21 protein-coding genes are annotated in these 22,662 nt (G+C 64.9%); 16 read left to right on the forward strand and 5 right to left on the reverse strand.

Going from position 1 to position 22,662, the window contains the following annotated elements; genetic code table 11:
* Nucleotides 1–168: 168 nt before the first annotated feature.
* From NS365_RS03755 to NS365_RS03780, 6 genes are all read left to right on the forward strand, one after another.
* Complete coding sequence (locus tag NS365_RS03755) at nucleotides 169–1,101, forward strand: transglutaminase family protein (RefSeq protein WP_058598945.1); 933 nt, start codon at nucleotides 169–171, stop codon at nucleotides 1,099–1,101.
* Between the two features lie 61 nt (nucleotides 1,102–1,162).
* On the forward strand, nucleotides 1,163–1,978 hold the full coding sequence (locus tag NS365_RS03760; protein ID WP_058598946.1) for a transglutaminase-like domain-containing protein: 816 nt from the start codon (nucleotides 1,163–1,165) through the stop codon (nucleotides 1,976–1,978).
* Nucleotides 1,979–2,100: 122 nt separating this feature from the next.
* Nucleotides 2,101–2,403, forward strand: coding sequence for a DUF2171 domain-containing protein (locus NS365_RS03765; protein ID WP_082675415.1), 303 nt, complete (start codon nucleotides 2,101–2,103; stop codon nucleotides 2,401–2,403).
* Nucleotides 2,400–3,560, forward strand: a complete 1,161-nt coding sequence (locus tag NS365_RS03770; RefSeq protein ID WP_058598947.1) for an SMP-30/gluconolactonase/LRE family protein — start codon at nucleotides 2,400–2,402, stop codon at nucleotides 3,558–3,560. Before NS365_RS03765 ends, NS365_RS03770 begins: the two co-directional genes overlap by 4 nt.
* Before the next feature lie 183 nt (nucleotides 3,561–3,743).
* Nucleotides 3,744–5,366, forward strand: coding sequence for a peptide chain release factor 3 (locus NS365_RS03775; RefSeq protein WP_082684401.1), 1,623 nt, complete (start codon nucleotides 3,744–3,746; stop codon nucleotides 5,364–5,366).
* A 210-nt stretch (nucleotides 5,367–5,576) separates the two neighbouring features.
* Nucleotides 5,577–6,155 carry an NADPH-dependent FMN reductase gene (locus NS365_RS03780; RefSeq protein WP_058598948.1) on the forward strand — a complete coding sequence of 193 codons (579 nt, stop codon included), beginning with the start codon at nucleotides 5,577–5,579 and terminating at the stop codon, nucleotides 6,153–6,155.
* Between the two features lie 3 nt (nucleotides 6,156–6,158).
* Here NS365_RS03780 and pncA read toward each other — a convergent pair whose 3' ends face one another.
* Nucleotides 6,159–6,788 (reverse strand): bifunctional nicotinamidase/pyrazinamidase, encoded by a 630-nt coding sequence (pncA, locus tag NS365_RS03785; RefSeq protein WP_058598949.1) that lies wholly within the window; start codon nucleotides 6,786–6,788, stop codon nucleotides 6,159–6,161.
* 137 nt (nucleotides 6,789–6,925) lie between these two features.
* On the opposite strand from pncA, the gene NS365_RS03790 reads away from it, so the two are divergent.
* Entirely contained in the window at nucleotides 6,926–7,354 is a 429-nt protein-coding gene (locus NS365_RS03790) for a DUF4174 domain-containing protein (protein ID WP_058598950.1), read from the forward strand.
* 18 nt (nucleotides 7,355–7,372) lie between these two features.
* Here the strand turns inward: NS365_RS03790 and NS365_RS03795 are convergent, their stop codons facing one another.
* Complete coding sequence (locus tag NS365_RS03795) at nucleotides 7,373–8,200, reverse strand: polyphosphate kinase 2 family protein (RefSeq protein WP_058599029.1); 828 nt, start codon at nucleotides 8,198–8,200, stop codon at nucleotides 7,373–7,375.
* A gap of 186 nt (nucleotides 8,201–8,386) precedes the next feature.
* Here NS365_RS03795 and NS365_RS03800 point away from each other — a divergent pair, with 186 nt between their 5' ends.
* The 4 genes from NS365_RS03800 to NS365_RS03815 all read left to right on the forward strand — a co-directional run bounded on the left by NS365_RS03800 (nucleotide 8,387) and on the right by NS365_RS03815 (nucleotide 15,325).
* A complete protein-coding gene (locus NS365_RS03800; RefSeq protein ID WP_058598951.1) occupies nucleotides 8,387–11,698 on the forward strand; it encodes a transcription-repair coupling factor in 3,312 nt (1,103 codons plus the stop codon).
* Nucleotides 11,695–12,570, forward strand: coding sequence for a metallophosphoesterase (locus NS365_RS03805; RefSeq protein WP_058598952.1), 876 nt, complete (start codon nucleotides 11,695–11,697; stop codon nucleotides 12,568–12,570). The genes NS365_RS03800 and NS365_RS03805 overlap by 4 nt, the downstream gene beginning before the upstream one ends.
* Nucleotides 12,571–12,889: 319 nt before the next feature.
* Nucleotides 12,890–13,930: an SOUL family heme-binding protein gene (locus NS365_RS03810; protein ID WP_058598953.1), complete on the forward strand. Its 1,041-nt coding sequence runs from the start codon at nucleotides 12,890–12,892 to the stop codon at nucleotides 13,928–13,930.
* 138 nt (nucleotides 13,931–14,068) lie between these two features.
* Nucleotides 14,069–15,325: a cytochrome P450 gene (locus NS365_RS03815; protein WP_058598954.1), complete on the forward strand. Its 1,257-nt coding sequence runs from the start codon at nucleotides 14,069–14,071 to the stop codon at nucleotides 15,323–15,325.
* Between the two features lie 9 nt (nucleotides 15,326–15,334).
* Here the strand turns inward: NS365_RS03815 and NS365_RS03820 are convergent, their stop codons facing one another.
* Nucleotides 15,335–15,676 carry a cupin domain-containing protein gene (locus tag NS365_RS03820; RefSeq protein ID WP_058598955.1) on the reverse strand — a complete coding sequence of 114 codons (342 nt, stop codon included), beginning with the start codon at nucleotides 15,674–15,676 and terminating at the stop codon, nucleotides 15,335–15,337.
* A gap of 316 nt (nucleotides 15,677–15,992) precedes the next feature.
* On the opposite strand from NS365_RS03820, the gene rplM reads away from it, so the two are divergent.
* The 4 genes from rplM to argC all read left to right on the forward strand — a co-directional run bounded on the left by rplM (nucleotide 15,993) and on the right by argC (nucleotide 19,061).
* Complete coding sequence (gene rplM / locus NS365_RS03825) at nucleotides 15,993–16,457, forward strand: 50S ribosomal protein L13 (RefSeq protein ID WP_058598956.1); 465 nt, start codon at nucleotides 15,993–15,995, stop codon at nucleotides 16,455–16,457.
* Complete coding sequence (gene rpsI / locus NS365_RS03830; RefSeq protein ID WP_058598957.1) at nucleotides 16,457–16,930, forward strand: 30S ribosomal protein S9; 474 nt, start codon at nucleotides 16,457–16,459, stop codon at nucleotides 16,928–16,930. The genes rplM and rpsI overlap by 1 nt, the downstream gene beginning before the upstream one ends.
* Before the next feature lie 189 nt (nucleotides 16,931–17,119).
* Entirely contained in the window at nucleotides 17,120–18,085 is a 966-nt protein-coding gene (gene speB / locus NS365_RS03835; protein ID WP_058598958.1) for an agmatinase, read from the forward strand.
* 46 nt (nucleotides 18,086–18,131) lie between these two features.
* Nucleotides 18,132–19,061 (forward strand): N-acetyl-gamma-glutamyl-phosphate reductase, encoded by a 930-nt coding sequence (argC, locus tag NS365_RS03840; protein ID WP_058598959.1) that lies wholly within the window; start codon nucleotides 18,132–18,134, stop codon nucleotides 19,059–19,061.
* A gap of 4 nt (nucleotides 19,062–19,065) precedes the next feature.
* Here the strand turns inward: argC and NS365_RS03845 are convergent, their stop codons facing one another.
* Nucleotides 19,066–20,151 carry a COX15/CtaA family protein gene (locus tag NS365_RS03845; RefSeq protein WP_058598960.1) on the reverse strand — a complete coding sequence of 362 codons (1,086 nt, stop codon included), beginning with the start codon at nucleotides 20,149–20,151 and terminating at the stop codon, nucleotides 19,066–19,068.
* A gap of 196 nt (nucleotides 20,152–20,347) precedes the next feature.
* On the opposite strand from NS365_RS03845, the gene NS365_RS03850 reads away from it, so the two are divergent.
* The gene (locus tag NS365_RS03850; protein ID WP_058598961.1) at nucleotides 20,348–20,557 is read left to right on the forward strand and encodes a DUF2842 domain-containing protein; all 210 of its coding nucleotides are present in this window, start codon (nucleotides 20,348–20,350) and stop codon (nucleotides 20,555–20,557) included.
* 33 nt (nucleotides 20,558–20,590) lie between these two features.
* Here NS365_RS03850 and NS365_RS03855 read toward each other — a convergent pair whose 3' ends face one another.
* Complete coding sequence (locus NS365_RS03855; protein ID WP_058598962.1) at nucleotides 20,591–22,489, reverse strand: hypothetical protein; 1,899 nt, start codon at nucleotides 22,487–22,489, stop codon at nucleotides 20,591–20,593.
* Between the last annotated feature and the right edge of the window lie 173 nt (nucleotides 22,490–22,662).

Consider the following 22,662-nt stretch of genomic DNA (forward strand, 5'->3'; position numbering starts at 1 on the left):
GGTCTCCGTCTCGAGAGATGTCTTGGACCATGGCGATGGGCCGCCTATCAACCGGTCCTGCGACGAGAATGAGACCGCGCGTAGGGGCCTGCCCCAGGCGCGGGCCGCTTGCCGGCTGACCATCTCCATGGATAAGCATGGTCTTTCGTCCATGGGAGAGGTGCGCGGATGGCCGTCTTTTCGGTTCGTCACAAGACGGTGTTCTACTACGCTCGGCCGGTCTCGTTCGGCGAGCACCGGCTCCTGTTTCGCCCGCGCGACAGCTACGATCAGCGCCTGCTCACCTCTACGCTCGATATCGATCCGGCCCCGGCCGACATTCGATGGATGCACGACGTCTTCGGAAACTGCGTCGCTCTGGTCCGCTTCGACACGCCGGCCAAGCGCCTGTCCTTCGACGCGCGGCTGACGGTGGATCACGCCCCGCAGGCCGCGCCCGACTTCCAGATCGACCCGGCCGCCCTCACCTATCCGTTCAACTATGGCGCGGACGATCGGCTCGATCTCGGACGGACCATCGAGCGCCATTATCCCGACCCGCAGGACGAGGTCGGCAAATGGGCGCGGCGCTTCCTCGCCCACGGGGACCGGCACACGGATACGGGCAAGCTCCTGATGACGCTGTGCTACGCGATCCGCGAGTGCTTCTCCTATGCGCGCCGGCACGAGCGAGGGACGCAGACGCCCTACGAGACGCTGCTGCTGCGCAAGGGCACCTGCCGCGACTTCGCGTTGTTCATGATGGAGGCCGTTCGCTCGCTCGGCTTCGCCGCCCGCTTCGTCACCGGCTATATCTATGTGCCGGATCGGGATGGGTCGGATACGCTGGGCGGCGGCGCTACTCATGCTTGGTGCCAGGTTTTCCTGCCGGGCGCCGGGTGGATCGAATTCGACCCGACCAACGGCATCGTCGGCAATCGTGATCTGATCCGGGTGGCCGTGGTGCGCGACCCCACGCAGGCGACGCCCTTGTCCGGTACCTTCAGCGGCGCCGCTGCCGACAGTCTCGGCATGACGGTGCAGGTCAACGTCATCACCGAAGGTAGATTGGAAGGGACACTGCCTATCGAAGAGGCAATTTGTAAAAAGATTGGAACATAAGCAGCGTTCGCGCCTTCATAGCGAAACGGCGCACTCCGCGCCGCGCGAAGGGGACTCACGAATGCGGATCAAGGCAGGCTTCACGCTGGGATATGAATGCGCGCAGCCCACGCCCATGCTTCTCGTCCTGAATATCCACCCATCGCGACGGGTCGATCTTTTGAGTGAGCAGGTGCTTTACTTCGACCAGCAAGTGCAGCCTTGGACCTACACGGACGGGTTCGGCAACTCCTGCACGCGCATTCTCGCGCCGGCCGGCACGACGCATATTTCTACGAGCTTCGAAATCTACGACTCCGGCGAGCCTGACGCCGTTGCCTGGAACGCGGTGCAGCACGAAATTCAGGACCTGCCCGACGAGGTGCTCGTCTATCTTCTTGGCAGCCGCTATTGCGACACCGACAAGCTCGCGAACTTTGCCTGGCAGCAATTCGGGCACACCGCGCCGGGCTGGGGTCGAGTGCAGGCCGTCTGCGATTTCGTGCACAACCATATCGCCTTCAACTATCAGAACGCCGATTCCACGCGCTCGGCGCATGGCGGGTTCACGGATCGCACCGGCGTTTGCCGCGATTTCGCGCATCTGGCGATCACGCTCTGCCGCTGCCTCAACATCCCCGCGCGCTACTGCACGGGCTATCTTGGCGACTTCGGCGTTCCTCTTTCGCCCGCTCCCATGGACTTCAGCGCCTGGTTCCAGGTCTATCTCAGCGGCCGCTGGTACACGTTCGACGCGCGTCACAATTTCCCGCGCATCGGCCGCATTCTAATGGCGACAGGCCGGGACGCGACAGACGTCGCCCTGTCCACCAATTTCGGCCCCGCCCTCCTTTCGCATTTCCATGTCGTTACCGAGGAAGCGTTCGCCTACGCCTGACGGCGAGGTGATCTGCGACGGATTCGTCAGCCGGCTCATGAGCACGGAACGGGCGAGCCCTTGCCCGATTGCAGTTTCGATAGCGCCGTAGGGCGCTCGGACTTCAATCGGATAGGTAGGACATGGCCGATAGCACGCAGATTCAAGAACATATGGAAATCCTCGGCTCCGACGGGGAGCATGTCGGAACCGTCGATCGCCTCGATGGTGCGCGCATGAAGCTGGCGCGTACCGACCCGGCCGCCGGGGGCGAACACCACTTCATCCATATGGACTCGGTGGAAAGCGTGGAAGATGGCAAGGTCCGCCTGAACCGGACGGGGGCGCAGGCGCGCGACGAATGGGGCGTTGAAAGCGTCGGTGGCACCACGGCGGAGGATGACGAGCATGGCGCCGAGCCCGGCTCGGCGAGGGTTGGCCCATGAGCCGCCTTCCGAACCATCCGCACGCCGGCATCCGCGCCGCGCTCATGGCTGCTGCGCTGCTCACCGTCTCGCCGGCCGCCTTCGCGCAAGCGCCCTCGCCCGCACAGGCTGCGCCCAAGCTCGAAAAGCTGGCAGATTTCCCCCATCAGGTAACGGGCGTGACCGTCGCCGAGGATGGCCGCGTCTTCGTCAACTTCCCACGCTGGACCGAAGATTCGCCCGTATCCGTCGCCGAACTCACCAAGGCCGGCACACTGAAGCCCTATCCGAGCGACGAATGGAACGCGTGGCGCAACGCGCGCAAGGACGAGATGGACGCCAGCCAGCACTGGGTCTGCGTCCAGAGCGTAGTGGCCGATGGGCGCGGCCATGTCTGGGTGCTCGATGCCGCCGCGCCCGCGCAGTCTCTGCTGGTGCCCAAGGCCGCCAAGCTCGTGCGCATCGACCTTGCAACGAACGAGATCGGGCAGACCATCGCTTTCGACGAGACGGCCGCGCCGCAGGGCTCCTATCTCAACGATGTGCGCTTTTCGCCGGACGGTCGCCACGCCTTCATCACTGATTCCGGTGCCAAGGGCGCGCTTCTGGTGGTGGATCTCGAAAGCGGAAAAGCCCAACGTGTGCTGGACGGTCATCCGTCCACACAGGTCGAGAAAGGCGTGGAGGTCAAAGCCAACGGCCAGGTGCTGCGCCGTCCCGATGGGCGCGGCGTCGAGTTCTCCGCCGATGGCATCGCCCTCTCGAAAGACGGCCAGTATCTCTATTGGCAGGCGATCAAGGGCAAAACACTTTATCGCATCGCGACCGAAACGCTGGTCGGCTCCGGTCTTAAGGGGGACGACGTTTCGAGCGCTGTCGAGCCCTTCGGCGAGAACGGCGTGGCGGACGGGCTTCTGATCGGTCGCGAGAGCGGAGCGATGTATGTGACCGCGCCGGAGGAAGATGCCGTGAAACGGCGCGATCTCGCCGCCGGCCCATCGGGCAAGCCGGAGATCCTCGTGAAGGACGAGCGGCTGCGCTGGCCCGATACGTTCAGCGAAGCGCCGGATGGCTCGGTCTATGTCACGACCTCGCGCATTCAGGACTCCGCCTTCTTCAAGCCGGACGCACCGGCCAGCCTGCCAACGCAGCTTTGGCGGATCAGCTTCGGCGAGTGAGCCTGCGCAATCCATAGAAAAGGCCGGCGCTTCGCCGGCCTTTTTCGTGGTAATTCAGACAAGCACGAAAACGAGGGAAATCGGCGTCCGACTTGCAGCCGAGGCCCGCAAACGGCATGGAGACGGCAGGAATGTTTGTCGCCGCGCCTAGATCGCGGCCTTGAGACTGAAAAAGGCTTCATCATGAGCGCCGCAACGGACATGACGCAGGCTGCGTCCGCCGTGCCGACCGGCTATGCCGCCCGTCGCACCTTCGCCATCATCTCCCACCCGGACGCCGGCAAGACGACGCTGACGGAAAAGCTGCTGCTCGCCGGCGGCGCCATCAACATGGCCGGCGCGGTCAAGGCGCGCGGCGAGAATCGCCGCGCCCGGTCCGACTGGATGGAGATCGAGCAGTCGCGCGGCATCTCCGTCACCTCCTCGGTCATGACCTTCGAGCGCGAGGGCATCACCTTCAACCTGCTCGACACGCCGGGCCACTCGGACTTCTCCGAAGACACCTATCGCACGCTGACGGCCGTCGACAGCGCCATCATGGTGGTGGACGCGGCCAAGGGCATCGAGTCCCAGACGCGCAAGCTCTTCGAGATCTGCCGCCTGCGCGACATTCCCATCATCACCTTCGTCAACAAGGTCGACCGCGAAGGCCGCAGCCCGTTCGAGGTGCTGGACGAGATCGAGGAGGCGCTGGCGCTCACCGTCTCGCCGCAGGTCTGGCCGGTCGGCATGGGAACCGATTTCCAGGGCTGCTACGACTTCGCCCATGACGAGTTCATCTATTCCAAGGCTCGCGCCAACGGCCCCTGCGACAGTCTGAAGAAGGTCGAAGGGCTGGACGACCCGGCCTTCACCTCCATGATCGCGCCTCATGTTCTGGAGCGCTTCGCGGAAGAGGCGGAACTCGCGCGCGAGGGCTATGCGAGCTTCGACGCCGACGCCTATCGTCAGGGCCATCTAACGCCCGTCGTCTTCGGCAGCGCGCTGCGCGACTTCTCGGTGGATCAGCTCTTGCGCATCGTCGCGCGCTTTGCCCCGCCGCCGCGCCCGCAGCCCTCCGACAAGGGGCCGGTCGAGCCGACCAATGACGAGGTTTCGGCCTTCGTCTTCAAGGTGCAGGCCAATATGGACCCGAACCATCGCGACCGCGTCGCCTTCGTTCGTTTCTGCTCGGGCCATTTCAAGCGCGGCATGAAGCTGAATCATGTGCGCTCGGGCAAGCCGCTGGCCGTCAACAACCCGATCTACTTCTTCGCGCAGGAGCGCGCGCTGACGGAAGAAGCCTTCGCGGGCGACGTGATCGGCATTCCCAACCACGGCACGCTGCGCGTCGGCGACACGCTGACCGAAGGCGCGGCCTTCCGCTTCACAGGCCTGCCCTCCTTCGCGCCCGAAGTCATGCGCCGCGTGCGCCTGGAAGACACGATGCGCATGAAGCAGCTCCGCCGCGCGCTGGAGGATCTCGCTGAGGAAGGTCTGGTGCAGGTCTTCAAGCCCATGTTCGGCTCGAACTGGATCGTCGGCGTCGTCGGCCCGCTCCAGCTCGACGTTCTCGCCTCGCGCATTCGGGGCGAATACAAGACCGAGATCGGCTTCGAGCCCGTGCCCTATTCCACCGCGCGGTGGATTTCGTCCCCCGACGAGCGCAAGCTCAAGGACTTCATCAAGGACAACGGCATGAGCATCGCGCTCGATCGCGACGAGCGGCCGGTCTTCCTGCCAAAGAGCGACTGGGAGCTGCGTTACGCCCGCGAGCGCAACCCCGACATCTCCTTCGACGAGACGCGCGAACTGGTGGCGGTCTGACATGTCTCAGGCCGGTGGGTGCGGATGATGCCCGCCGGCTTTTTTGGGTCGATCTCTGTTGGAGCTATTGGCAAGAGAAGCGATGGCCTGAGCGGCAAACGCCTGACGGCGTTTGCCTGAGGTGACGCACCGTTTCCTGCGTGGAGCATTGACCGGCCACCACCGCGTCGCAACATTGCGCCCAACTCGTATCCCACAGGGAGACTTAATATGAAAAAGGTCGCCGTTCTCGTCGGCTCGCTCCGCAAGGATTCCATCAACCGAAAGTTCGCCCATTCGCTGGGCAAGCTCGCCAAAGGCCGCCTGGACTTCCACTTCGTTGAACTCGGCGATGTGCCGATGTACAATGACGATCTCCTGGCCGACATGCCGGCACCCGTCGCCCGCCTGAAGAGCGAGATCGCCTCGGCCGATGCCGTGCTCTTCGTTTCGCCCGAATATAACCGCTCCTTCCCCGCCGTCCTGAAGAACGCCATCGACTGGGGCACTCGCCCCTATGGCAAGAACGTCTTCGCGGCAAAGCCCGGCGGTCTCGTCGGCACCTCGCCGGGCGCGGGCGGCGCGGGCACTGGGCAGAACCACCTGAAGAGCGTGCTCAACGTCGTGGACGTCGTGCTCATGGGCCAGCCTGAAGTCTATTTCCACTACAAGCCGGAGCTTTTCGCCGAGGATGGCTCGGTGACGGACGAGGCGACCAAGGCCTTCCTTCAGCGCTATGTCGACCGATTCGTGCAGTGGATCGAGCGCACGTCGGAGCCCAAGGTCAACGCCCAGCCCGACGCGGCCTGAGCGTCACGCCAGATCGCGCATCGCGATCCTGACTATCCCGCGCGCGTCCATCTCAGCTCGGGCGCGCGCGAGCGAACCATCGAGATCGATGCCGCGGCAGGCATCCTCGACCACCACGACCTCCAGCCCCGCTTCGCGTGCGTCAAAGGCCGTCCAGGCGACGCAGAAATCCGTGGCGAGGCCGCAGAGAAACACGCGGTCGACGCCAAGATCGCCGACATATCCGGCCAGCCCCGTGGGGCTCACGCGATCCGCCTCGCGAAATCCCGAATAGCTGTCGACCGCCGGGTTCAGGCCCTTGCGGATCACCGCCCGCGCGTGGGGAATGTCGAGGCCGGGGTGGAACTCCGCCCCGTTCGTCCCCTGAATGCAATGATCGGGCCAGAGAACCTGCGTGCCATAGGACAGTTCTACCGTCTCGAACGGCGTCTTGCCATGGGTCGAGGCGAAGGAGGCGTGGCCGGCTGGGTGCCAGTCCTGCGTCAGGATCACATGTCGGAAGCGCCGGCCCAGCGCATTGGCAAGCGGCACGACGGCATCGCCCTCAGTCACGGCCAGCGCGCCGCCCGGGCAGAAATCGTTCTGCACATCCACTACCACCAACGCGTCGCGGTCACTCGGGGTCAGGTCCATGGATTCGCCCTTCTGAAAGACCCGCTCACGCTAAGCGGGAGACCCCTCTCCTGCCAAGCACCTGCTGCGGCGCAGCGGGAACGAAGCGAAGCCTTCGCGGGTTCGACCTCCATAAGTTCCGAGTGGAGGACACGGCGATGAAATGGACCCTCGTCATGGCATCGATCAGCCTGATGGCGGGCCTGTCCGCCGCCTCGGCCCAAAGCGATCTTGATGCCCTTCGCTGGAAGAACCGCATCCTTATCCTCTTCGCGCCGGAGACGAACGACCCCGCGCTCACCCAGCAGAAGCAGCGCCTCCTGTCGGATCGCGAAGCCCTGTCGGAGCGCGACCTCGTGGTGCTGAGCGTCGCGGGCGAGCGGGTCGAGGCTCTGTACGGAGACCCGAAGGCGCAGCACAGCGCGGCCGCGCTGCGCCGCCATTTCGGCTTGGGGGCCAAGCCAGATTTCGAAGCCATCCTGATCGGCAAGGATGGCGGCGTGAAATGGCGCAGCGACGCGCCGTTTGAGCCCAAGGCTATGAACGCCGTCATCGACGCCATGCCGATGCGGCGCTCGCAGCGCTGACCTTTCGATGCGGAAGGCTTAGGTCTTTCGCTTTTTCTTCTCGTCCTTCACCATGCGCTCATATTGCTCGACCAGCTTCGGGTCGGCAGGCTTGGGCGAGAGGTCGACGCCGGCCGACAGGCGATCGGCAATCGTGCCCAGCGCCTCGATGCGCGCATGGCGCTTGTCGTTGGCGGGTACCACGAGCCAGGGCGCGCAATGGCTGGAGGTTCGCTCCAGCATCTCGTTCGCGGCGTCCTCGTATTCCGACCATTTGTCGCGGTTGCGGAAATCCTCGTAGGAAAGCTTCCAACGTTTCAGCGGATCGTTCATCCGGTCTTCGAATCGCTTCATCTGTTCATCGGCATCGATGAACAGGAAAATCTTGACGATACGCGTTCCCGCGTCGGTCAGGAGGCGCTCGAACTCGTTGATTTCCCCATAGGCGCGCCCCCATTCCGCCGGCTTGGCGAAGCCCTCAACCCGCTCCACCAGAACGCGGCCGTACCAGGAGCGGTCGAAGACGCAGATTTCTCCCGTAGCCGGAAGCCTCGCCCAGAAGCGCGAGAGATAATGATGCTGCAGGTCCTGCGGCGTCGGCGCGGCGATGGGCCAGACCTTGAAGCCGCGCGGGTCCATCACGGCCGACATGCGCCGGATCGCGCCGCCCTTGCCGGCAGCGTCCCATCCCTCGAACACCACTACGGCGCTATCGCCCGTGTGCAGATAGGCCTGCTGGATTTCCTGAAATTTCAGCTGAATGGCCTTGAGCCGATCCTCGTAGAGCGCCTTGTCGAGCTTGGCTCCCATGTCGAGCCTGTCGAGCGGCCGGTGGCCTGCAAGGGTCGTGTCCTCGTGATGCGCCATGGGAAAATCGTCTCCTGTCTCGAACGTCCCGCCATAGCTATCGGCCGGGCCTCGACCGACCAGTGGCGACACCTCAAAGAGCGCAAGCCGCTGCTCGAACCATAGCCAACCATAGGTTTGGATCGTTGCGGCCGATCGCACGTTTCCCATGCAAGCCCGATCTTGGGCGAGTCTTCGAAAGACCCCATGCTGCAATCCGTGACGATCGAAACGCAGGCCTCGAATGTCGATGCGCTGGTGCCGCTTCACCCCTTGGGCGCGACCGCGAGTCTCATTCGCGAGCGAGCGGCAGAAGCGAAGGGCCGCCCGATCGTCTATGTCGCGCAGACGGTTCGCCGTGCGAAAGAGCTGATGGCCATTCTCGCCGGCTTCGACCCGGACCGCTCGCTGGCGTTCTTTCCGCCATGGGACTGCCTGCCCTATGACGGAAGCTCGCCGTCCCGCTCGGTCATGGGGCAGCGCATGGGCGTCCTGCGCTGGCTGACCAACCCCGACAACAAGCCCGAGATCGTACTGACCACCGCCGAGGCTCTTCTGCGCCGCGTGCCCCCGGCCTCCATCTGGAATGGGCTGCATCGCGAGTTCCGCGTCGGCGACCGGATCGAAATCGGCGAGGTCGAATCCTATCTGCGCGGTGTCGGCTATGTCTTCGACGACCGGGTGGACGAGCCGGGCGAGGCCGCGATCCGGGGCCGGGTCATCGATTTCTTCCCCGCCGCCGCGCCCCTGCCTTGCCGCATCGAGCATGAAGACGGGATCGTCAGCGCGATCCGCTCCTATGACCCGGTCACGCAGAGAACGCTGGGGTCCAGCGACATGCTGATCGTCGATCCCGCGAGCGAGGTTCCCGGCGCGGCCCCAGCGCCCTCCGGCGAAAGCGTCGGCCGAGAGCACTGGCTCTGCCAGCATTACGAAACGGGGCTTGCCACGCTGTTTGACTATGTGGACGAGGCCAGCGTTCTTCTGGAAGACGGGGTCGAGCTTCGCGTCGGCTCGTTCTTCGAAACCATCGCCAATGGTTTCGAGGAAGCCGGCGGGGGGCGGGGCAAGCGTCGTGCGCCCAAGCCGGAGCGCATGTTCCTCCAGAGCGAAGAGTGGGAGGCGCTGGTCGGAGCGCGTCTTCTGGCGACGATCCATGATGGCGAGGAGTCGTTCGAACTGCCGCGCTTCGCCGAGATGGACGCGCCCTGGCGCGCTTTGGCCGACTACCTCGACAGCCAAAGCAAGAACATGACCGTCATTCTCGCCGCGCCGGATAAGGGCCTTCTGAAGGAATGGTCACGTCGCTTCCGCCGCAATCTCGGCCGCAGCCTCGAACTCGACGCGGATTGGGCGACGGCGCTCGCGTCCCATAAGAAAAACGAAGGCTTCGGACTGGTTCTTCCGGTCGCGCATGGGTTCAGGGTGCCGGGCCACAAGGCCGTCGTCGTCACCGTGCAGGATCTCGGCGGCTCGTCGGCGGTCTCGCGGCGCGCGGACTCGGCCTCTTCGCTTCTGGCACCGGCCGATGCCACCTTCTCGCTCGGCGACGCGCTGGTCCATCTCGACCACGGCATCGGCCTTCTGGAAGGGCTGACGGAGGTCGAGCAGGACGGCACCAAACGGGACGCGGTTCGCCTGCGCTATGCCGACAATGCCACGCTGCTCGTGCCCGTTCGAGAGATTGGTGCGCTCTGGCGTTATGGCGGCCAAGGCACCGGCGTGACACTCGACCGCCTCAAGGGCGGCAACTGGATCGAGCGACGCAATCGCCTGCTTCAGGACGTGCATCGGACGGCCGAGGGGCTGGTCGAGATGGCGCGTTCCAAGGCCAAGCGCCGCACCAAGGCCCTGCGGCCCGACCGGCGCGATTTCGAGCGCTTTTGCGGCCGCTTCCCGCATGAACTGTCGAACGATCAGTCAGCGGCGGTGGATGCCGTGCTGGAGGATCTCGCGAGCGGAAAGCCTATGGATCGCCTCGTTTGCGGCGATGTCGGCTTCGGCAAGACGGAGGTCGCCCTGCGCGCGGCAGCGGCCGTCGCCTTCAGCGGCCGTCAGGTGGCCATTGTCGCACCGACCACCGTTCTCGCCCAGCAGCACATGCGCAATGTCCAACGCCGGTTTGCGGGCTTCGGCATCGAAGTCGCCCACCTCTCGCGGCTTTCGACCCCCGCCGAAGCCCGCCGCGTCAAGGCCGGGCTGGCGGACGGTTCGATCCGTATCATGGTCGGCACCCATGCCGTCGGCGGCAAGGGGGTCGGCTTCGCCGATCTTGGCCTGATGGTGATCGACGAGGAGCAGCGCTTCGGCGCCAAGCAGAAGGAAACCCTGCGCTCGCTCGGAAAGGACGCTCATCTCCTGACGCTGACGGCGACGCCCATTCCGCGGACTTTGCAGGCGAGCTTCGTCGGGTTGAACGATCTCAGCATCGTCGCGACGCCGCCGGTTCTGCGCCAGCCTATCCAAACGGTTCTGGCGTCGTTCGAGGACGACCGCGTGCGCGAAGCCTTGGAGCGCGAGACCAGACGTGGCGGCCAGAGCTTTGTCGTTTGCCCGCGTGTCGAAGATATCGAACCCATGCGCGAGCGCCTGACGCGGATCGTGCCCGATCTCGACTTGGCCGTGGTTCACGGCAAGCTGCCGGCCGAGGAGGTGGACGACACGATGCTGCGCTTCACCGAAGGGCATGGCGACGTTCTCCTCGCCACCAACATCATCGAGAGCGGATTGGACGTGCCGGCCGCCAACACGATGATCGTCTGGCACCCGGATCGCTTCGGCCTGTCGCAGTTGCACCAGCTTCGCGGGCGCGTGGGACGCGGCACACGGCGGGGCGTCGCCTATCTCCTGACCGAGCCCGGTCGGTCGCTGACGCCAGAGACCGAGCGCCGCCTTCGCACTCTGGAAGCGCTGAACCGCCTCGGCGCGGGCTTCGAAATCAGCGCGCGCGATCTCGACATGCGCGGCGCGGGCGAGCTTCTGGGCGAAGAGCAGGCGGGCCATCTCCAGCTTGTCGGACTCGCGCTCTATCGCCATGTGCTCGGCCGCGCGCTGACCGTGGCGAGTGGCGGCGCGGTTCTGGACGAATGGCGGCCCGACGTGGCGCTGGGCGTCGCCGGCCGCATCCCGACCGAGTACGTGCCCGACGAGGAAACCCGTCTCAATCTTTATGCCGAGATCGACCGGGCACATGACCGCGCCGGTCTGGACGAACTCGCCGCTGACATCGAAGATCGTTTCGGCAAGCCGCCCGCTGCCACGCGTACGCTTCTGAAACTGGCGGAGGTGCGGGTCCGTTGCGCTGAACTCGGCATCCAGAAGATGGCGGCCGGTCCGAAAGGCATCGCGGCCACGTTCCGAACAAAGGACGACGCCAAGCTCGGAGCGGCAGCTAAACTCCCCAAGGACTGGAAGTGGACCGATATGAAGCTCGTGTATCCCATCGCGACGCAAACCGTCGCCGAGCGATTCCAGGCGGCGACCCATCTTCTGGACAGGGTGGACCCGGCCGAAGAATGAGCGCGCGGGTCTCGGCCGATTTCGTCCGGCCACACGCGATCCCGGACGAGGTGGAGCATGTCTTCGCGATCGGCGACGTGCATGGGCGTGTGGACGAGCTTGCGGCGCTCCTCACCCAATTCGAGCAGAGCACGGGCGCGACGCGGCGCAGCGCGCTCGTCTTTTTGGGCGACGTCGTGGATCGTGGCCCGTCGAGCCGCGAGGTCGTGGCGCTGGTGGACCAGGCCCTGTCGCGCTGGCCGGACAGCGTGTTTTGCCTCGGCAATCACGATGACTGGTTTCATCGCTTCCTTCTGGCCGATCTCGAATTCGAGGAGGAAGTCGATCTCTGGCTGATGCAAGGCGGGGAGGAAACGATGCGCTCCTTCGGGGCCGACCCGCTGCGGCCGCGCGAGGCGCGAGAGAGCGTCTTGCGCGAGCATCCCGTCTGCATCGACCTGCTCGGCCGCGCGGTTCTCCTCGCCACGTGGAAGGGGTTCGTCTTCGTCCACGCCGGCATCGACCCGGCTGCGTCGCTGGAACGCCAGACGCGCCGCACTTGCCTCTGGACTCGCGCGCCGTTTCTCGACCATCGCGCTCCTCTGCCCGGCCTCGTCGTCCACGGGCACACGCCGCAGGTTCCCGCCCGCCCTCACGTGACCGAAAACCGCATCTCGCTCGACACCGGTGCATTCTTCAGCGGTACGTTGACGGCGCTGGAAATCGACGGCGCACGATCGGAAATCCGCTTCTGGCAATCCCGGCATGGCGGGAAAGCCCAACATGTCGACCCGGTCGTGCTGGAGCGAGGATACGACCTGCCGTTTCGGCACGATGCGTCGCAGCCGGGTGTGTTCACCCTCGCATTCCAGAGCCTCTCCGATAAGGGCTGAGCGATCTTTCATGCCCCGCGGATGCGCCGCGACTGGGCGCTCAAGGCAAGGCACAAAAAAGGGCGGCCGAGGCCGCCCAGTTTGGCTGGAGTATCGAGCCATGAAAGAACCCGATGCCTGTTAAGTGGTTAAGTCAGGAGAAGGTTGCCATAACCCTTACGAATGTTTCACGAGACATGTTCTCCCCATTTTCACACCGCGTCGCAACCAAGAACAAGGCGTGACGTTATGGCAGCGCTGACGGGCGCGGTCCGTCAGGCGTGTTTCTGACTGGCGATCGCCTTCTGCGATCGAGTCCAGCGAAGTTGAGGAGAACCCCATGTTCCGCGACAAGCCTTCGGCCTACGAGCGCGTGACGGATGCCCTGAGCGACATCGCAGATCGGATCGGAGAACTCGAAACCCAGGTCGCGGACCGCCTTCACCTGCGCCCCTCGCGCGCCGAGCGCATTCGCCGCGCGGTGGAGCATGAAGTCGGACGTCTCTACGGCGATCATGGTGCGTCGCGTTATCTGCCGTCTTTCCTCAGTGGCTGGTCGCTCCCCTCCTCCAGCGATGCCAAGGCCGGCTTCTACAAGGCCAAGCGCTCGATCGAGGACGGCACGGCGGATGCGCGCAGCCGCTTGTCGGACAGCGCGTCCGACGCGCGCGATCACCTGTCCTCCTTCTCGCTGCCCTCGCTCTTCAGCCAGCGCGCCAGCTTCCATGGCGGTCGCGGCTATCAGCGCGGCGTCGATTTCTTTCGCGAGCGCCCGAACACGTCGGCGGTGGTGATAGCCGGTGGCGCGATCCTCGCGCTCGGCGCAGCCGTTTATGTCACCAAGAAGATCGCCGACCATGCCGAAGAGCCCGACTACGAGGTCGTGCGCCGGGACGGCGATGTCGAAGTGCGCGACTATGACGCCATGATCGTCGCCGAAACGGTGAAAACCGGCTATCACGAGAAGGCCCGCCGTCGCGGCTTCGAGACGCTCTACGATTTCATCTCGGCGAACAATCGCTCAGGCAAGAAGATCGCGATGACCGTGCCGGTGCTCCAGCAGCTCTCCGACAGCGAGGGCCGTACCAAAGGCTGGGCCGTGCGCTTCATCATGCCGAAGAAATACACCAAGGCGAGCCTGCCGACGCCGAACTCGCATGATGTCGCGATCAAGGAAGTCGACGCCAAGCGCATCGTCGCGATCCGTTTCAGCGGCAATTTCACGGCATCGACGGCATCCAAGAAGCTGATGACGCTGTACAATTATCTGGCCGATGAGAACCTGAAGCAGAAGGGCGACCCGATCTACGCGTTCTACAACGCGCCGTGGACGCCGGGCTTCATGCGCCGCAACGAAATCCTGATCGAAGTCGAACGCTGATCCGATCAGCGGTCCCGAACCTCTCGAAGGCGCGAGCGGAACACCCCGCCCGCGCCTTTCGCTTGAATCCGTCTCGCGTCCCCCAAGCGTTCATTCGGGCTGTTGCATCGCCCCGGCTTCGGGCCGTACCAAAGTGGCATGACCCATGCCGACTCCCCACTCTCTGCATCCCTGAGCATAGACGCTGACGGACGCGCCTTTCATCTCGACCCGCGCGATCCCACCTTCTTCGCCGATCCCTATCCGGCCTATGCGGCGCTTCACGCCCAAGCGCCGGTGGCCTTCTGGCACGAGGCCGGTTGTCTCACGGTCGCCTCGCATCCTCTGGTCGAGCGCATTCTGAAGTCGCGCGATTTTGGACGCGTCCTGTCGCAGGACGGCAGCGGGCGGCCGGTGCGCGGCGACATCCCCGATCATCTCGCGCATTTCTACGAGCTCGAGAACCATTCGTTGCTCGACCTGGAAGCCCCGGCCCATACGCGGCTGCGCGCGCTCCTGACCCGCTCCTTCGTGTCACGACGGATCGAAGCGCTCGCGCCCGAGATCACCTCCATCGTCGAAGACCTGATCGATCGCTTCGACCCGTCCTCGCCGGTCGAGATCGTCTCGGCCTTTGCCGAACCGCTACCGGTTGCCGTCATCGCGGGGCTGATCGGCGTGCCGCGCGAGGATACGGGCCATCTCCTGCGCTGGTCGCACGCGATGGTCGCCATGTATCAGATGGGCCGCACGCCCGAGGTCGAGCATCGGGCGAACGACGCCGCGCGCGAGTTCCGCGACTATCTCCTCCACGTGATCGGCGAGAAGCGGCGCAAGCCCACGGACGATCTCCTGTCCGGGCTGATCGAGGCCGAGACGGATAGCGGCAAGCTAACGGAAGAGGAACTCGTCTCGCTCGTCGTGCTGCTCCTCAACGCCGGCCATGAAGCGACGGTCCACCAGATCGGCAATGCGCTGGCGGCGCTCGCGCGGCAACGGGTTCCGCTGGCCCCGCTGGGCGAAGACGATGCGCTTCTGGAACGCACGGTGGAGGAAGCACTGCGCTTCGACACGCCGCTCCATCTCTTCCGACGTTTCGCGCTGCGCGATGTCGAGATCGGCGATCGGATTCTAAAACGCGGCGAAGAGGTCGCGCTGCTTCTGGCGGCGGCCAATCACGATCCGGCAGTGTTTCCCGAGCCCGCCCGATTCGACGCCGGACGCGCGCGTATTCCCCATGTCTCCTTCGGGGCGGGCGTCCATTTCTGCATCGGCGCGCCGCTTGCGCGGCTGGAATTGAAGATTGCCTTTCGGGGCTTGGCCCGACGCTATCCGAAGATTGCTCCCGCCTCGCCGCCGCGCTTTCGCGACAGCTATCACTTTCGCGGCGTCGAGCGGCTCGACGTCACGCTCTGAGCTCCGTCGTCAGAGCCGGATCACATAGCGTTTGCGCGTCGTCTCCTCGACGCGCCAGCGCCCCTTGAAGCCTGGGCGCAGAACAAAGGCGTCTCCCGCCATCACCCGGCGCTCGGCCCCGCCCTCCTCGATCAGCACGGAGGCGCCGGACAAGATTTCGCAATATTCCCATTCGGTATATTCGATCAGCCATTCGCCGGGCGTGGATTCCCAGATGCCGGCATAGAGGCCATCGGCCTCCTCGAGATTCCAGGTTCGATGAATGGGATCGCCCATCGTGACCTTCTCGGCAGCAGGACGGCTTTCCTCGGGGGTGATCCCTTCGGGATTGAGGGCGAGAAAGCTTGTCATGGAGAACTCCTTGAGCGTCAGCTTGTATCGGTCGGGTTGACGTGCGGCAGGACCGGCGGCGGCTCGAGGCGATTAAAGCGCCTGCACAAGTGCGGTATCAAGAGGCCTATTTTCCGGTATCTGAACACCGCATTTCTAAGTACATGTTTTCATTATGCTTATAGAGGCTGCGCGATGGCTCCGTCCTTTCGGACGCCCTTGCCAATCATCTACTCGTTCGTTATGGAACCGTCATCAAGAGCGGCGCGAGCCGCCCTTTTCGTATGGCCGGGATTGGTTTCGCGGCTGACGCGCGACTGACCCAAAGGGTATTTTCATGAAGACCTTCTCGCAGAAGTCCGAGACGGTGGTGAAGAAGTGGATCGTCATCGACGCCGAAGGGCTCGTTGTCGGCCGTCTCGCCTCCCTCGTGGCGCTTCGCCTTCGCGGCAAGCACAAGCCTTCCTTCACGCCCCATGTCGATGATGGCGACAACGTCATCATCGTGAACGCCGACAAGGTCGTGTTCACGGGCAAGAAGTACGAGGACAAGACGTACTACTGGCACACCGGTTATGCCGGCGGCATCAAGGAGCGCAAGGCTCGCCAGATCCTCGAAGGCCGCTTCCCCGAGCGCGTGCTCGAGAAGGCCGTCGAGCGCATGCTGCCGCGCGGCCCGCTCGGCCGTCGCCAGCTCAAGAACCTGCGCGTCTATGCCGGTGCCGCGCACCCGCATGAAGCCCAGTCGCCCGAGACGCTCGACGTCAAGGTGCTGAACTCCAAGAACTCGAGGGCTGCATAATGGCCGACCTGAACTCGCTGCAGGGCCTCGCCGGCGCTGGCGTCACGGAAGCGGCTGCTCCCGTTCACGTCCAGAAGCTCGACTCGAACGGTCGCGCCTATGCTACCGGCAAGCGCAAGGACGCGGTCGCTCGCGTCTGGGTCAAGCCCGGCTCGGGCAAGATCACCGTCAACGAGAAGGACTTCGCGGACTATTTCGCGCGTCCGGTTCTCCAGATGGTGCTCCGTCAGCCGATCGTCGCCGCTTCGCGCGACGGCCAGTTCGACATCATCGTGACGGTTGCCGGCGGCGGCCTTTCCGGCCAGGCCGGTGCGGTTCGTCACGGCATCTCGCGCGCCCTCACCTACTATGAGCCGGGCCTGCGCTCGATCCTCAAGAAGGGCGGCTTCCTGACCCGCGACTCGCGTACCGTCGAGCGTAAGAAGTACGGCAAGGCCAAGGCCCGCCGCTCCTTCCAGTTCTCGAAGCGCTAATCGCTTCTCGGAAGCGCCAAGCTTCATCGAAGCGCAACGCTTCACCGGAGCTCCAAGCTTCGAACGGACCAACGGGAAAGGGCTTCGGGAAACCGGAGCCCTTTTTCTTTGCGAGCGGCACAGCCGTCTTTGACTTCAAGCTGTCGCCCTCTTGGCCTATGTCTGGCGGCAATTCGAAACGGGGTTCCCATGGCCAGCAAGTCGATCGACCATGCCTTTACCGCCGCCGGCCCGCTGGGGGCGGCCAGCGACCCGACCTATGCCGGCGCGCTCTCCTTCATGCGGCGGCGCTTTTCCAAGGACGTGGCGGGCTCGGATGTGACGGTCTGGGGCATTCCCTTCGATTCGGCCGTGTCGAACCGGCCGGGCGCGCGCTTCGGACCGCAGGCTTTGCGGCGGGCTTCGGCCATTTTCGACAACGACCCGCAATATCCCTTTCAGCAGGACTTTTTCGAAACGCTGGATGTCGTGGACTATGGCGATTGTCTTCTCGACTATCGCCTGCCCGAGCGCGCTCATCTGGCGATGCGCGAACAGGCGGCCGCGCTTCTGGAGAAGACCGGCTTTCTCCTGACCTTGGGCGGCGATCACTCGATCACCTTTCCGCTGCTTCAGGCCCATGCGGCCAAGCACGGGCCGGTTAGCCTCGTGCATTTCGACGCGCATCAGGACACGTGGGAACTGGCCACCGACACCCATGGCCGGCCGCGCGTCGATCATGGCTCCTTCGTCTCGGCCGCGCTGCGCGAAGGACTGATCGATCCCGCCACCTCGATCCAGATCGGCATCCGCACCCACGCGCCCGAGACCGGCGGCATCGACATTCTCTATGGCCACGAGTTGGAGGACCTGTCGTCCTCCGCGATCGCGCAGCGCATCATCGAGAAGACGGCGGGCGGGAACTGCTACCTGACCTTCGACATCGACTGCCTCGACGTCGCCTTCGCGCCCGGCACGGGAACGCCCGTCGCGGGCGGACCATCGAGCGCCAAGATGCTGGCCGTGCTGCACAAGCTGGGTGCGCTCAATCTCATCGGCGCCGATGTGGTGGAAGTCTCGCCGCCCTATGATCACGCCGACATGACAGCCATCGCAGGCTCGACGGTTGGCATGTATCTGGTCGGCCTTCTCGCCGCGCGAAAAGCCGGCCGCTGAGCCTCCTCATCCCTTCCCGCCTTCCCTCAGACAGGTCACGACGCTCATGAAACCGCGCATCTTTATCGACGGCGAACACGGAACCACCGGCCTCCAGATCCGCGTCCGCATGGCCGACCGGAGCGATGTGGAGCTTCTGTCGATTCCCGAAGCCGAGCGGCGCAACGCTTCGCTGCGCGAGGAGCTTCTGAAAGCCGCCGACATCGCCATCCTCTGTCTGCCGGACGATGCGGCGCGCGAGGCCGTGGCCCTCATCGGCACCGATGCCTCGACCCGTGTCATCGACACGTCGACCGCGCACCGGGTCGATCCGAACTGGGCCTATGGGTTTGCGGAACTCGCCAAGGGCCAAGGCGAGGCTATCGCCAAGGCACGGCTCGTCGCCAATCCCGGCTGCTACCCGACGGGTGCCATCGCGCTCCTGCGCCCGCTCCGCGATGCCGGCCTCCTGGCCGAGACGCAGCCGGTGACGGTCAACGCCGTGTCGGGCTATACGGGCGGCGGTAAGCAGATGATCGCGCAGATGGAGGATGCCACCCGCGACGATCACATCGACGCGCCGCACTTCCTCTATGGGCTCGACCTCGCCCACAAGCACCTGCCGGAAATGCGCGTGTTCGGAAAGCTCGACCGCGATCCGATCTTCGCGCCCTCGGTCGGCCGCTTCGCCCAAGGCATGATCGTTCAGGTGCCGTTCCACGCCGAGGCTGTGAACGGCGCCAGCGCGGAGCGCCTGCGCGAGGCGCTGGCCGATCATTATGCCGGCCAGTCGATCGTGGAGGTGGCGAGCGGGGAGGAAACGTCGGGGCTGAAGCGCATCGACCCGACCGAACTCGCCGGCACGGATCGCATGAAGCTCTTCGTCTTCGGCTCGAAGGACGGCGCGCGCTTCAATCTCGTCGCCCTTCTCGACAATCTCGGCAAGGGTGCGTCGGGCGCGGCCGTCCAGAACATGGACCTGATGCTGCGGGGCTGACCCCTTAGGCAGCGGCTGGAAGGGGATAGGCCCCTTTCAGCTCCCGCGCATGGAACACAGCGCCGGCGAGCACCAAGAGCGCGCCTGCCTGATGCAGAAGCGCCCAGCCGATCGGCACCTGCAAGAGCAGCGTGGTGATCCCGAGCGCGGCCTGCAGAGTGACGAGACCGGCGAGATGCGTCGCCATCTTGGCATGGCGCGAGCCGGGCGCGAGGCGGCGCGCGGCAATGGCGTGAAGCAGCGCGACGGTGAAGAGCAGATAGGCGCCACAGCGATGCGTGAACTGCACCGTCATCACATTCTCGAAGAAGTTGCGCCAAGCCGGTGACATCGCGAGAAGATTGGCCGGCACGATCTGCCCGTCCATCAGCGGCCAAGTGTTGAAGCTGAGACCGGCATTGAGACCGGCCACCAGGCCGCCGAGATAGATCTGGAGCAAGGCCAGCGCGACCAGCAGCGCACCGACCTTGGCGGAATGGCCCGTCGGCGGCGCTTCGATCCGCTGTGGCGACAGGCCCTTGGCGATCCAGAGAGTCGAAGCGAAAATGATGCAGGCCATGGTGAGATGAACCGCCAGCCGATACTGGCTGACCTCGGTGCGCTCCACGAGCCCCGAGGCCACCATCCACCAGCCGATACCGCCCTGAACACCGCCGAGCGTCAGAAGCCCGACAAGGCGCGGCTTCAGCCAAGGCTCGATCCGCCCCGTCAGCCAGAAGAAGGCCAGCGGAAGGGCGAAGGCGAAGCCGACGCTGCGCGCCAGAAACCGGTGCGCCCATTCCCACCAGTAGATCGTCTGGAAGTCCGACAGGCTCATGCCCTTGTTGAGCAATTGATATTGCGGGATCTGACGATAGAGATCGAATTCCTCTTGCCACTGCGCCTGCGAGAGCGGCGGAACGATACCGTGAATCGGCTTCCATTCCGTGATCGACAGGCCGGATTCGGTCAGACGCGTGGCTCCGCCCACGACGACCAGCGCAAGGATCAGCGCCGCGACGCCATAGAGCCAGAAGCGAATGAGCCGGCGCGAGCGTGCCCAGCCGTCGGCTTCGCGGGCAAGGGTGGGGGCATGGGTCGATAGGGTCATGTCTGTCTTGAACCGGCTTGCGAACTCAGCCGCTTCATCCCCTTGTTTTCGGCCGATCGGATCGGCAATCTAGGACCGGACCCGAAGGGTTTGCGAAATGGGCCCTGGCCCCGAGGTTTGGTACGATGTGCCACGCTTGGCAAGGGTCATCGGGTCGCGGCACCATCACGTCTGCGTCCCAAACCGGAGGTTTCCCATGCCCATCCGATTGAAGAAGCTCATCGGCACGCTGCTGCTGGTCGGCTTCGTCGCGGTCTATGCCGTGGTGGCGACGGCCTATGCCACTCTTTATCTGGCAGAGTCAGCGGCTTACATCCATTTGCTCTACTTCTTCGCGACCGGCATCCTCTGGGTTGTGCCGGCCATGTTCGTGATCAAATGGATGGAAGGCGCGCGACGTTCCTGAAGCGTCGCGGCGACAAACATTCCGACATCGGCGTCAAGCGCTCTGCCGGTCCCGCACCAGGATCATATCGGCGAAGCCGCTTTCCGCCAGCGTGCCGACGGCTGCGTCGGTTTCGCTTGACGAGCAACCCTCGACCGACACGAGCAGCGCGGCCTCTGCGTCGATCATGGTCTTGAGACGCGTCGTATCGACCCGCCCGGCGTCGATCAGCAGCGTTTCGTAGCTGCGCTCCATGAAGTCGAGCGCATGGCGGCGTTCGCTCCAGCGCCCCGTGTCGTCCTCGCCCTGGAGGCTGCGACCGGCGGCCACGATGTCCGCGCCGGTGGCGAAATCACGCCGGGCAATCTCGGAAAAATTCGCATCGCCGCGCACGAGGTCGATGAGCCCGGGCTCGCTGGGAGCCAGTCCCATGGCGCGTGCGGCGTCCTGCGTTTTCGACAAATCGACCAGCAGCACGGAGCGGCCCCGCAGCGCAAGGCGGCGCGCCAGATCGACGCTGAGCGGTCGCCCATCGCCCTCGCCGGCGGCCACCACGATGGCGCGGGACAGTTCGCTCGCCCGCAGCGCCTCGATCACATCGTCGATCATCGCGATTTCGGGCCGGCTCGGGGCCTCACTCGTCAAGGACACGGCCGGCAAGATCGGCCCGGCCTCGATCTCCTCCTTGCGCCGCAAGGAGCGCGACAGGGCGAGAAAGAATGAGGATCCGAGAAAGCCCGCGACGCTCCCGGCAAGCGCGCCCGGCCAAAGCGAAAGCGAGCGCTGTGTTGGCGGGAGTTGCGTCTGCGCGATCAGGGGTTTGGCCGCTGTTGCTTGCGCATCGGGTGAGGCGGCCTCCTCCGATCCCCGCTTGGCACGCCACGCGGCCAGATCCGCTCGCGCAGCTGTCAGATCGGACCTCAGGGTGTCTCTAGCCTGCATACGGGAATCGGGATCGGCCGAAGCGGAGGCGCTGGGTGTCAGAGCGCGCAGAGCCGCTCCGTTGGCCGCGCGTTCCGCCCGCAGGTCGGCGAGCAGCGTTCCACGCTGCTGCTCGATATTGGCGGTCAGCTGGCGCAGGCGCAGACGCACCATCTGCACACGCGGATGGGACTCGTCGAACTGTGCCGCGAGTTCGTCAGCCTTGGGCTTGAGCGTTCGAGTCTCGGCCACGAGTCGCCGCCAAGTATCCCACCCTTGCCAGAGGTTCGAAGGGGCATCCCCCTCCTCGCCCTTCTCGACCGCAACGATGGCCGCATCGAGGTCAGCCTGCCGCTGCTCCAGCAAGGCCCGCGCGGCGATTTCCTGACCCTCGGCGGCTGCCGGTGCGGGCGAGGCGCTGATCGCCACGTCGAAATCCGCCAAGCGACGCTCGGCATCCGTCATGCGCGCTTCCAAATCCTTCAGCACCGGATCCTGATCCGATCTCCGCGCCGGATCGGGCGCCGCGTCGTTCGCGCTCTGCGGCGCGCCTGCTCTTCCATCGGCCGCCGCCAGACGCTTAGCCGGGCTCGGCACGCGGGCCAGGAGATCGGCGACGATCAGGCGAACACGCTTTTCGGCAAGAGCGGCGCTTCCGGCATCGGCCCAGACCACGCTCCTCGAACTCGACAGGGATGTCACGCCCGCGCGCCGGCTGACGCTGCCTTCGAGCGGCCCCGAACTCCGGTTCAGAAGGTCGTTGAGGGAGACGACCTCGTCCGCCTCTGCCTCATCCGCATGGGTCTCACGACGGATCAGGTCGTGAATTTCGGCATTGGTCCAGGATGGCAGAGGCGCGCCATCGGCGGAAAGCTCGATCCGGGCCCGGTGCACGGGGGGTACGAGCGAAACGGCGAAAGCGGCGATCGCGCCGGACAGGACCGTGGACGCACCGACAATCCCAAGGCGCCGCGCGACGTCGCGCGGCCCCTTTAGATCGTCCTGTCCCCGCTGCGGCCAGATCGCCGGCATGGTTTGCCCTTCCTGTCGCACGCCGCCCCTTGGATCGATTCTCGTATCCGTCATCGAGTTCGAGGATAGAAGGTTGAAATTCGCGGACAATATGCACGCGAGTTTACGTACGGTTAACCCTAATTCGAGAATGTTGGCGCGGGCGAGTCGCCCGACACACGATTTGAAGCTTT

This window comes from Aureimonas ureilytica, assembly GCF_001475935.1.
Taxonomy (GTDB): domain Bacteria; phylum Pseudomonadota; class Alphaproteobacteria; order Rhizobiales; family Rhizobiaceae; genus Aureimonas; species Aureimonas ureilytica_A.

What these genes read in the sequence shown, in the direction of transcription:
- NS365_RS03790 (WP_058598950.1), top strand. Translation starts at nt 6,926, where the DNA reads ATGAAATGGACCCTCGTCATGGCATCGATCAGCCTGATGGCGGGCCTG.
- argC (WP_058598959.1), top strand. Translation starts at nt 18,132, where the DNA reads ATGAAACCGCGCATCTTTATCGACGGCGAACACGGAACCACCGGCCTC.
- NS365_RS03800 (WP_058598951.1), top strand. Translation starts at nt 8,387, where the DNA reads ATGCTGCAATCCGTGACGATCGAAACGCAGGCCTCGAATGTCGATGCG.
- NS365_RS03775 (WP_082684401.1), top strand. Translation starts at nt 3,744, where the DNA reads ATGAGCGCCGCAACGGACATGACGCAGGCTGCGTCCGCCGTGCCGACC.
- NS365_RS03765 (WP_082675415.1), top strand. Translation starts at nt 2,101, where the DNA reads ATGGCCGATAGCACGCAGATTCAAGAACATATGGAAATCCTCGGCTCC.
- rplM (WP_058598956.1), top strand. Translation starts at nt 15,993, where the DNA reads ATGAAGACCTTCTCGCAGAAGTCCGAGACGGTGGTGAAGAAGTGGATC.
- rpsI (WP_058598957.1), top strand. Translation starts at nt 16,457, where the DNA reads ATGGCCGACCTGAACTCGCTGCAGGGCCTCGCCGGCGCTGGCGTCACG.
- NS365_RS03820 (WP_058598955.1), bottom strand. Translation starts at nt 15,676, where the DNA reads ATGACAAGCTTTCTCGCCCTCAATCCCGAAGGGATCACCCCCGAGGAA.
- NS365_RS03855 (WP_058598962.1), bottom strand. Translation starts at nt 22,489, where the DNA reads ATGCCGGCGATCTGGCCGCAGCGGGGACAGGACGATCTAAAGGGGCCG.
- NS365_RS03845 (WP_058598960.1), bottom strand. Translation starts at nt 20,151, where the DNA reads ATGACCCTATCGACCCATGCCCCCACCCTTGCCCGCGAAGCCGACGGC.
- NS365_RS03810 (WP_058598953.1), top strand. Translation starts at nt 12,890, where the DNA reads ATGTTCCGCGACAAGCCTTCGGCCTACGAGCGCGTGACGGATGCCCTG.
- pncA (WP_058598949.1), bottom strand. Translation starts at nt 6,788, where the DNA reads ATGGACCTGACCCCGAGTGACCGCGACGCGTTGGTGGTAGTGGATGTG.
- NS365_RS03805 (WP_058598952.1), top strand. Translation starts at nt 11,695, where the DNA reads ATGAGCGCGCGGGTCTCGGCCGATTTCGTCCGGCCACACGCGATCCCG.
- NS365_RS03850 (WP_058598961.1), top strand. Translation starts at nt 20,348, where the DNA reads ATGCCCATCCGATTGAAGAAGCTCATCGGCACGCTGCTGCTGGTCGGC.
- NS365_RS03760 (WP_058598946.1), top strand. Translation starts at nt 1,163, where the DNA reads ATGCGGATCAAGGCAGGCTTCACGCTGGGATATGAATGCGCGCAGCCC.
- speB (WP_058598958.1), top strand. Translation starts at nt 17,120, where the DNA reads ATGGCCAGCAAGTCGATCGACCATGCCTTTACCGCCGCCGGCCCGCTG.
- NS365_RS03755 (WP_058598945.1), top strand. Translation starts at nt 169, where the DNA reads ATGGCCGTCTTTTCGGTTCGTCACAAGACGGTGTTCTACTACGCTCGG.
- NS365_RS03795 (WP_058599029.1), bottom strand. Translation starts at nt 8,200, where the DNA reads ATGGCGCATCACGAGGACACGACCCTTGCAGGCCACCGGCCGCTCGAC.
- NS365_RS03770 (WP_058598947.1), top strand. Translation starts at nt 2,400, where the DNA reads ATGAGCCGCCTTCCGAACCATCCGCACGCCGGCATCCGCGCCGCGCTC.
- NS365_RS03780 (WP_058598948.1), top strand. Translation starts at nt 5,577, where the DNA reads ATGAAAAAGGTCGCCGTTCTCGTCGGCTCGCTCCGCAAGGATTCCATC.
- NS365_RS03815 (WP_058598954.1), top strand. Translation starts at nt 14,069, where the DNA reads ATGACCCATGCCGACTCCCCACTCTCTGCATCCCTGAGCATAGACGCT.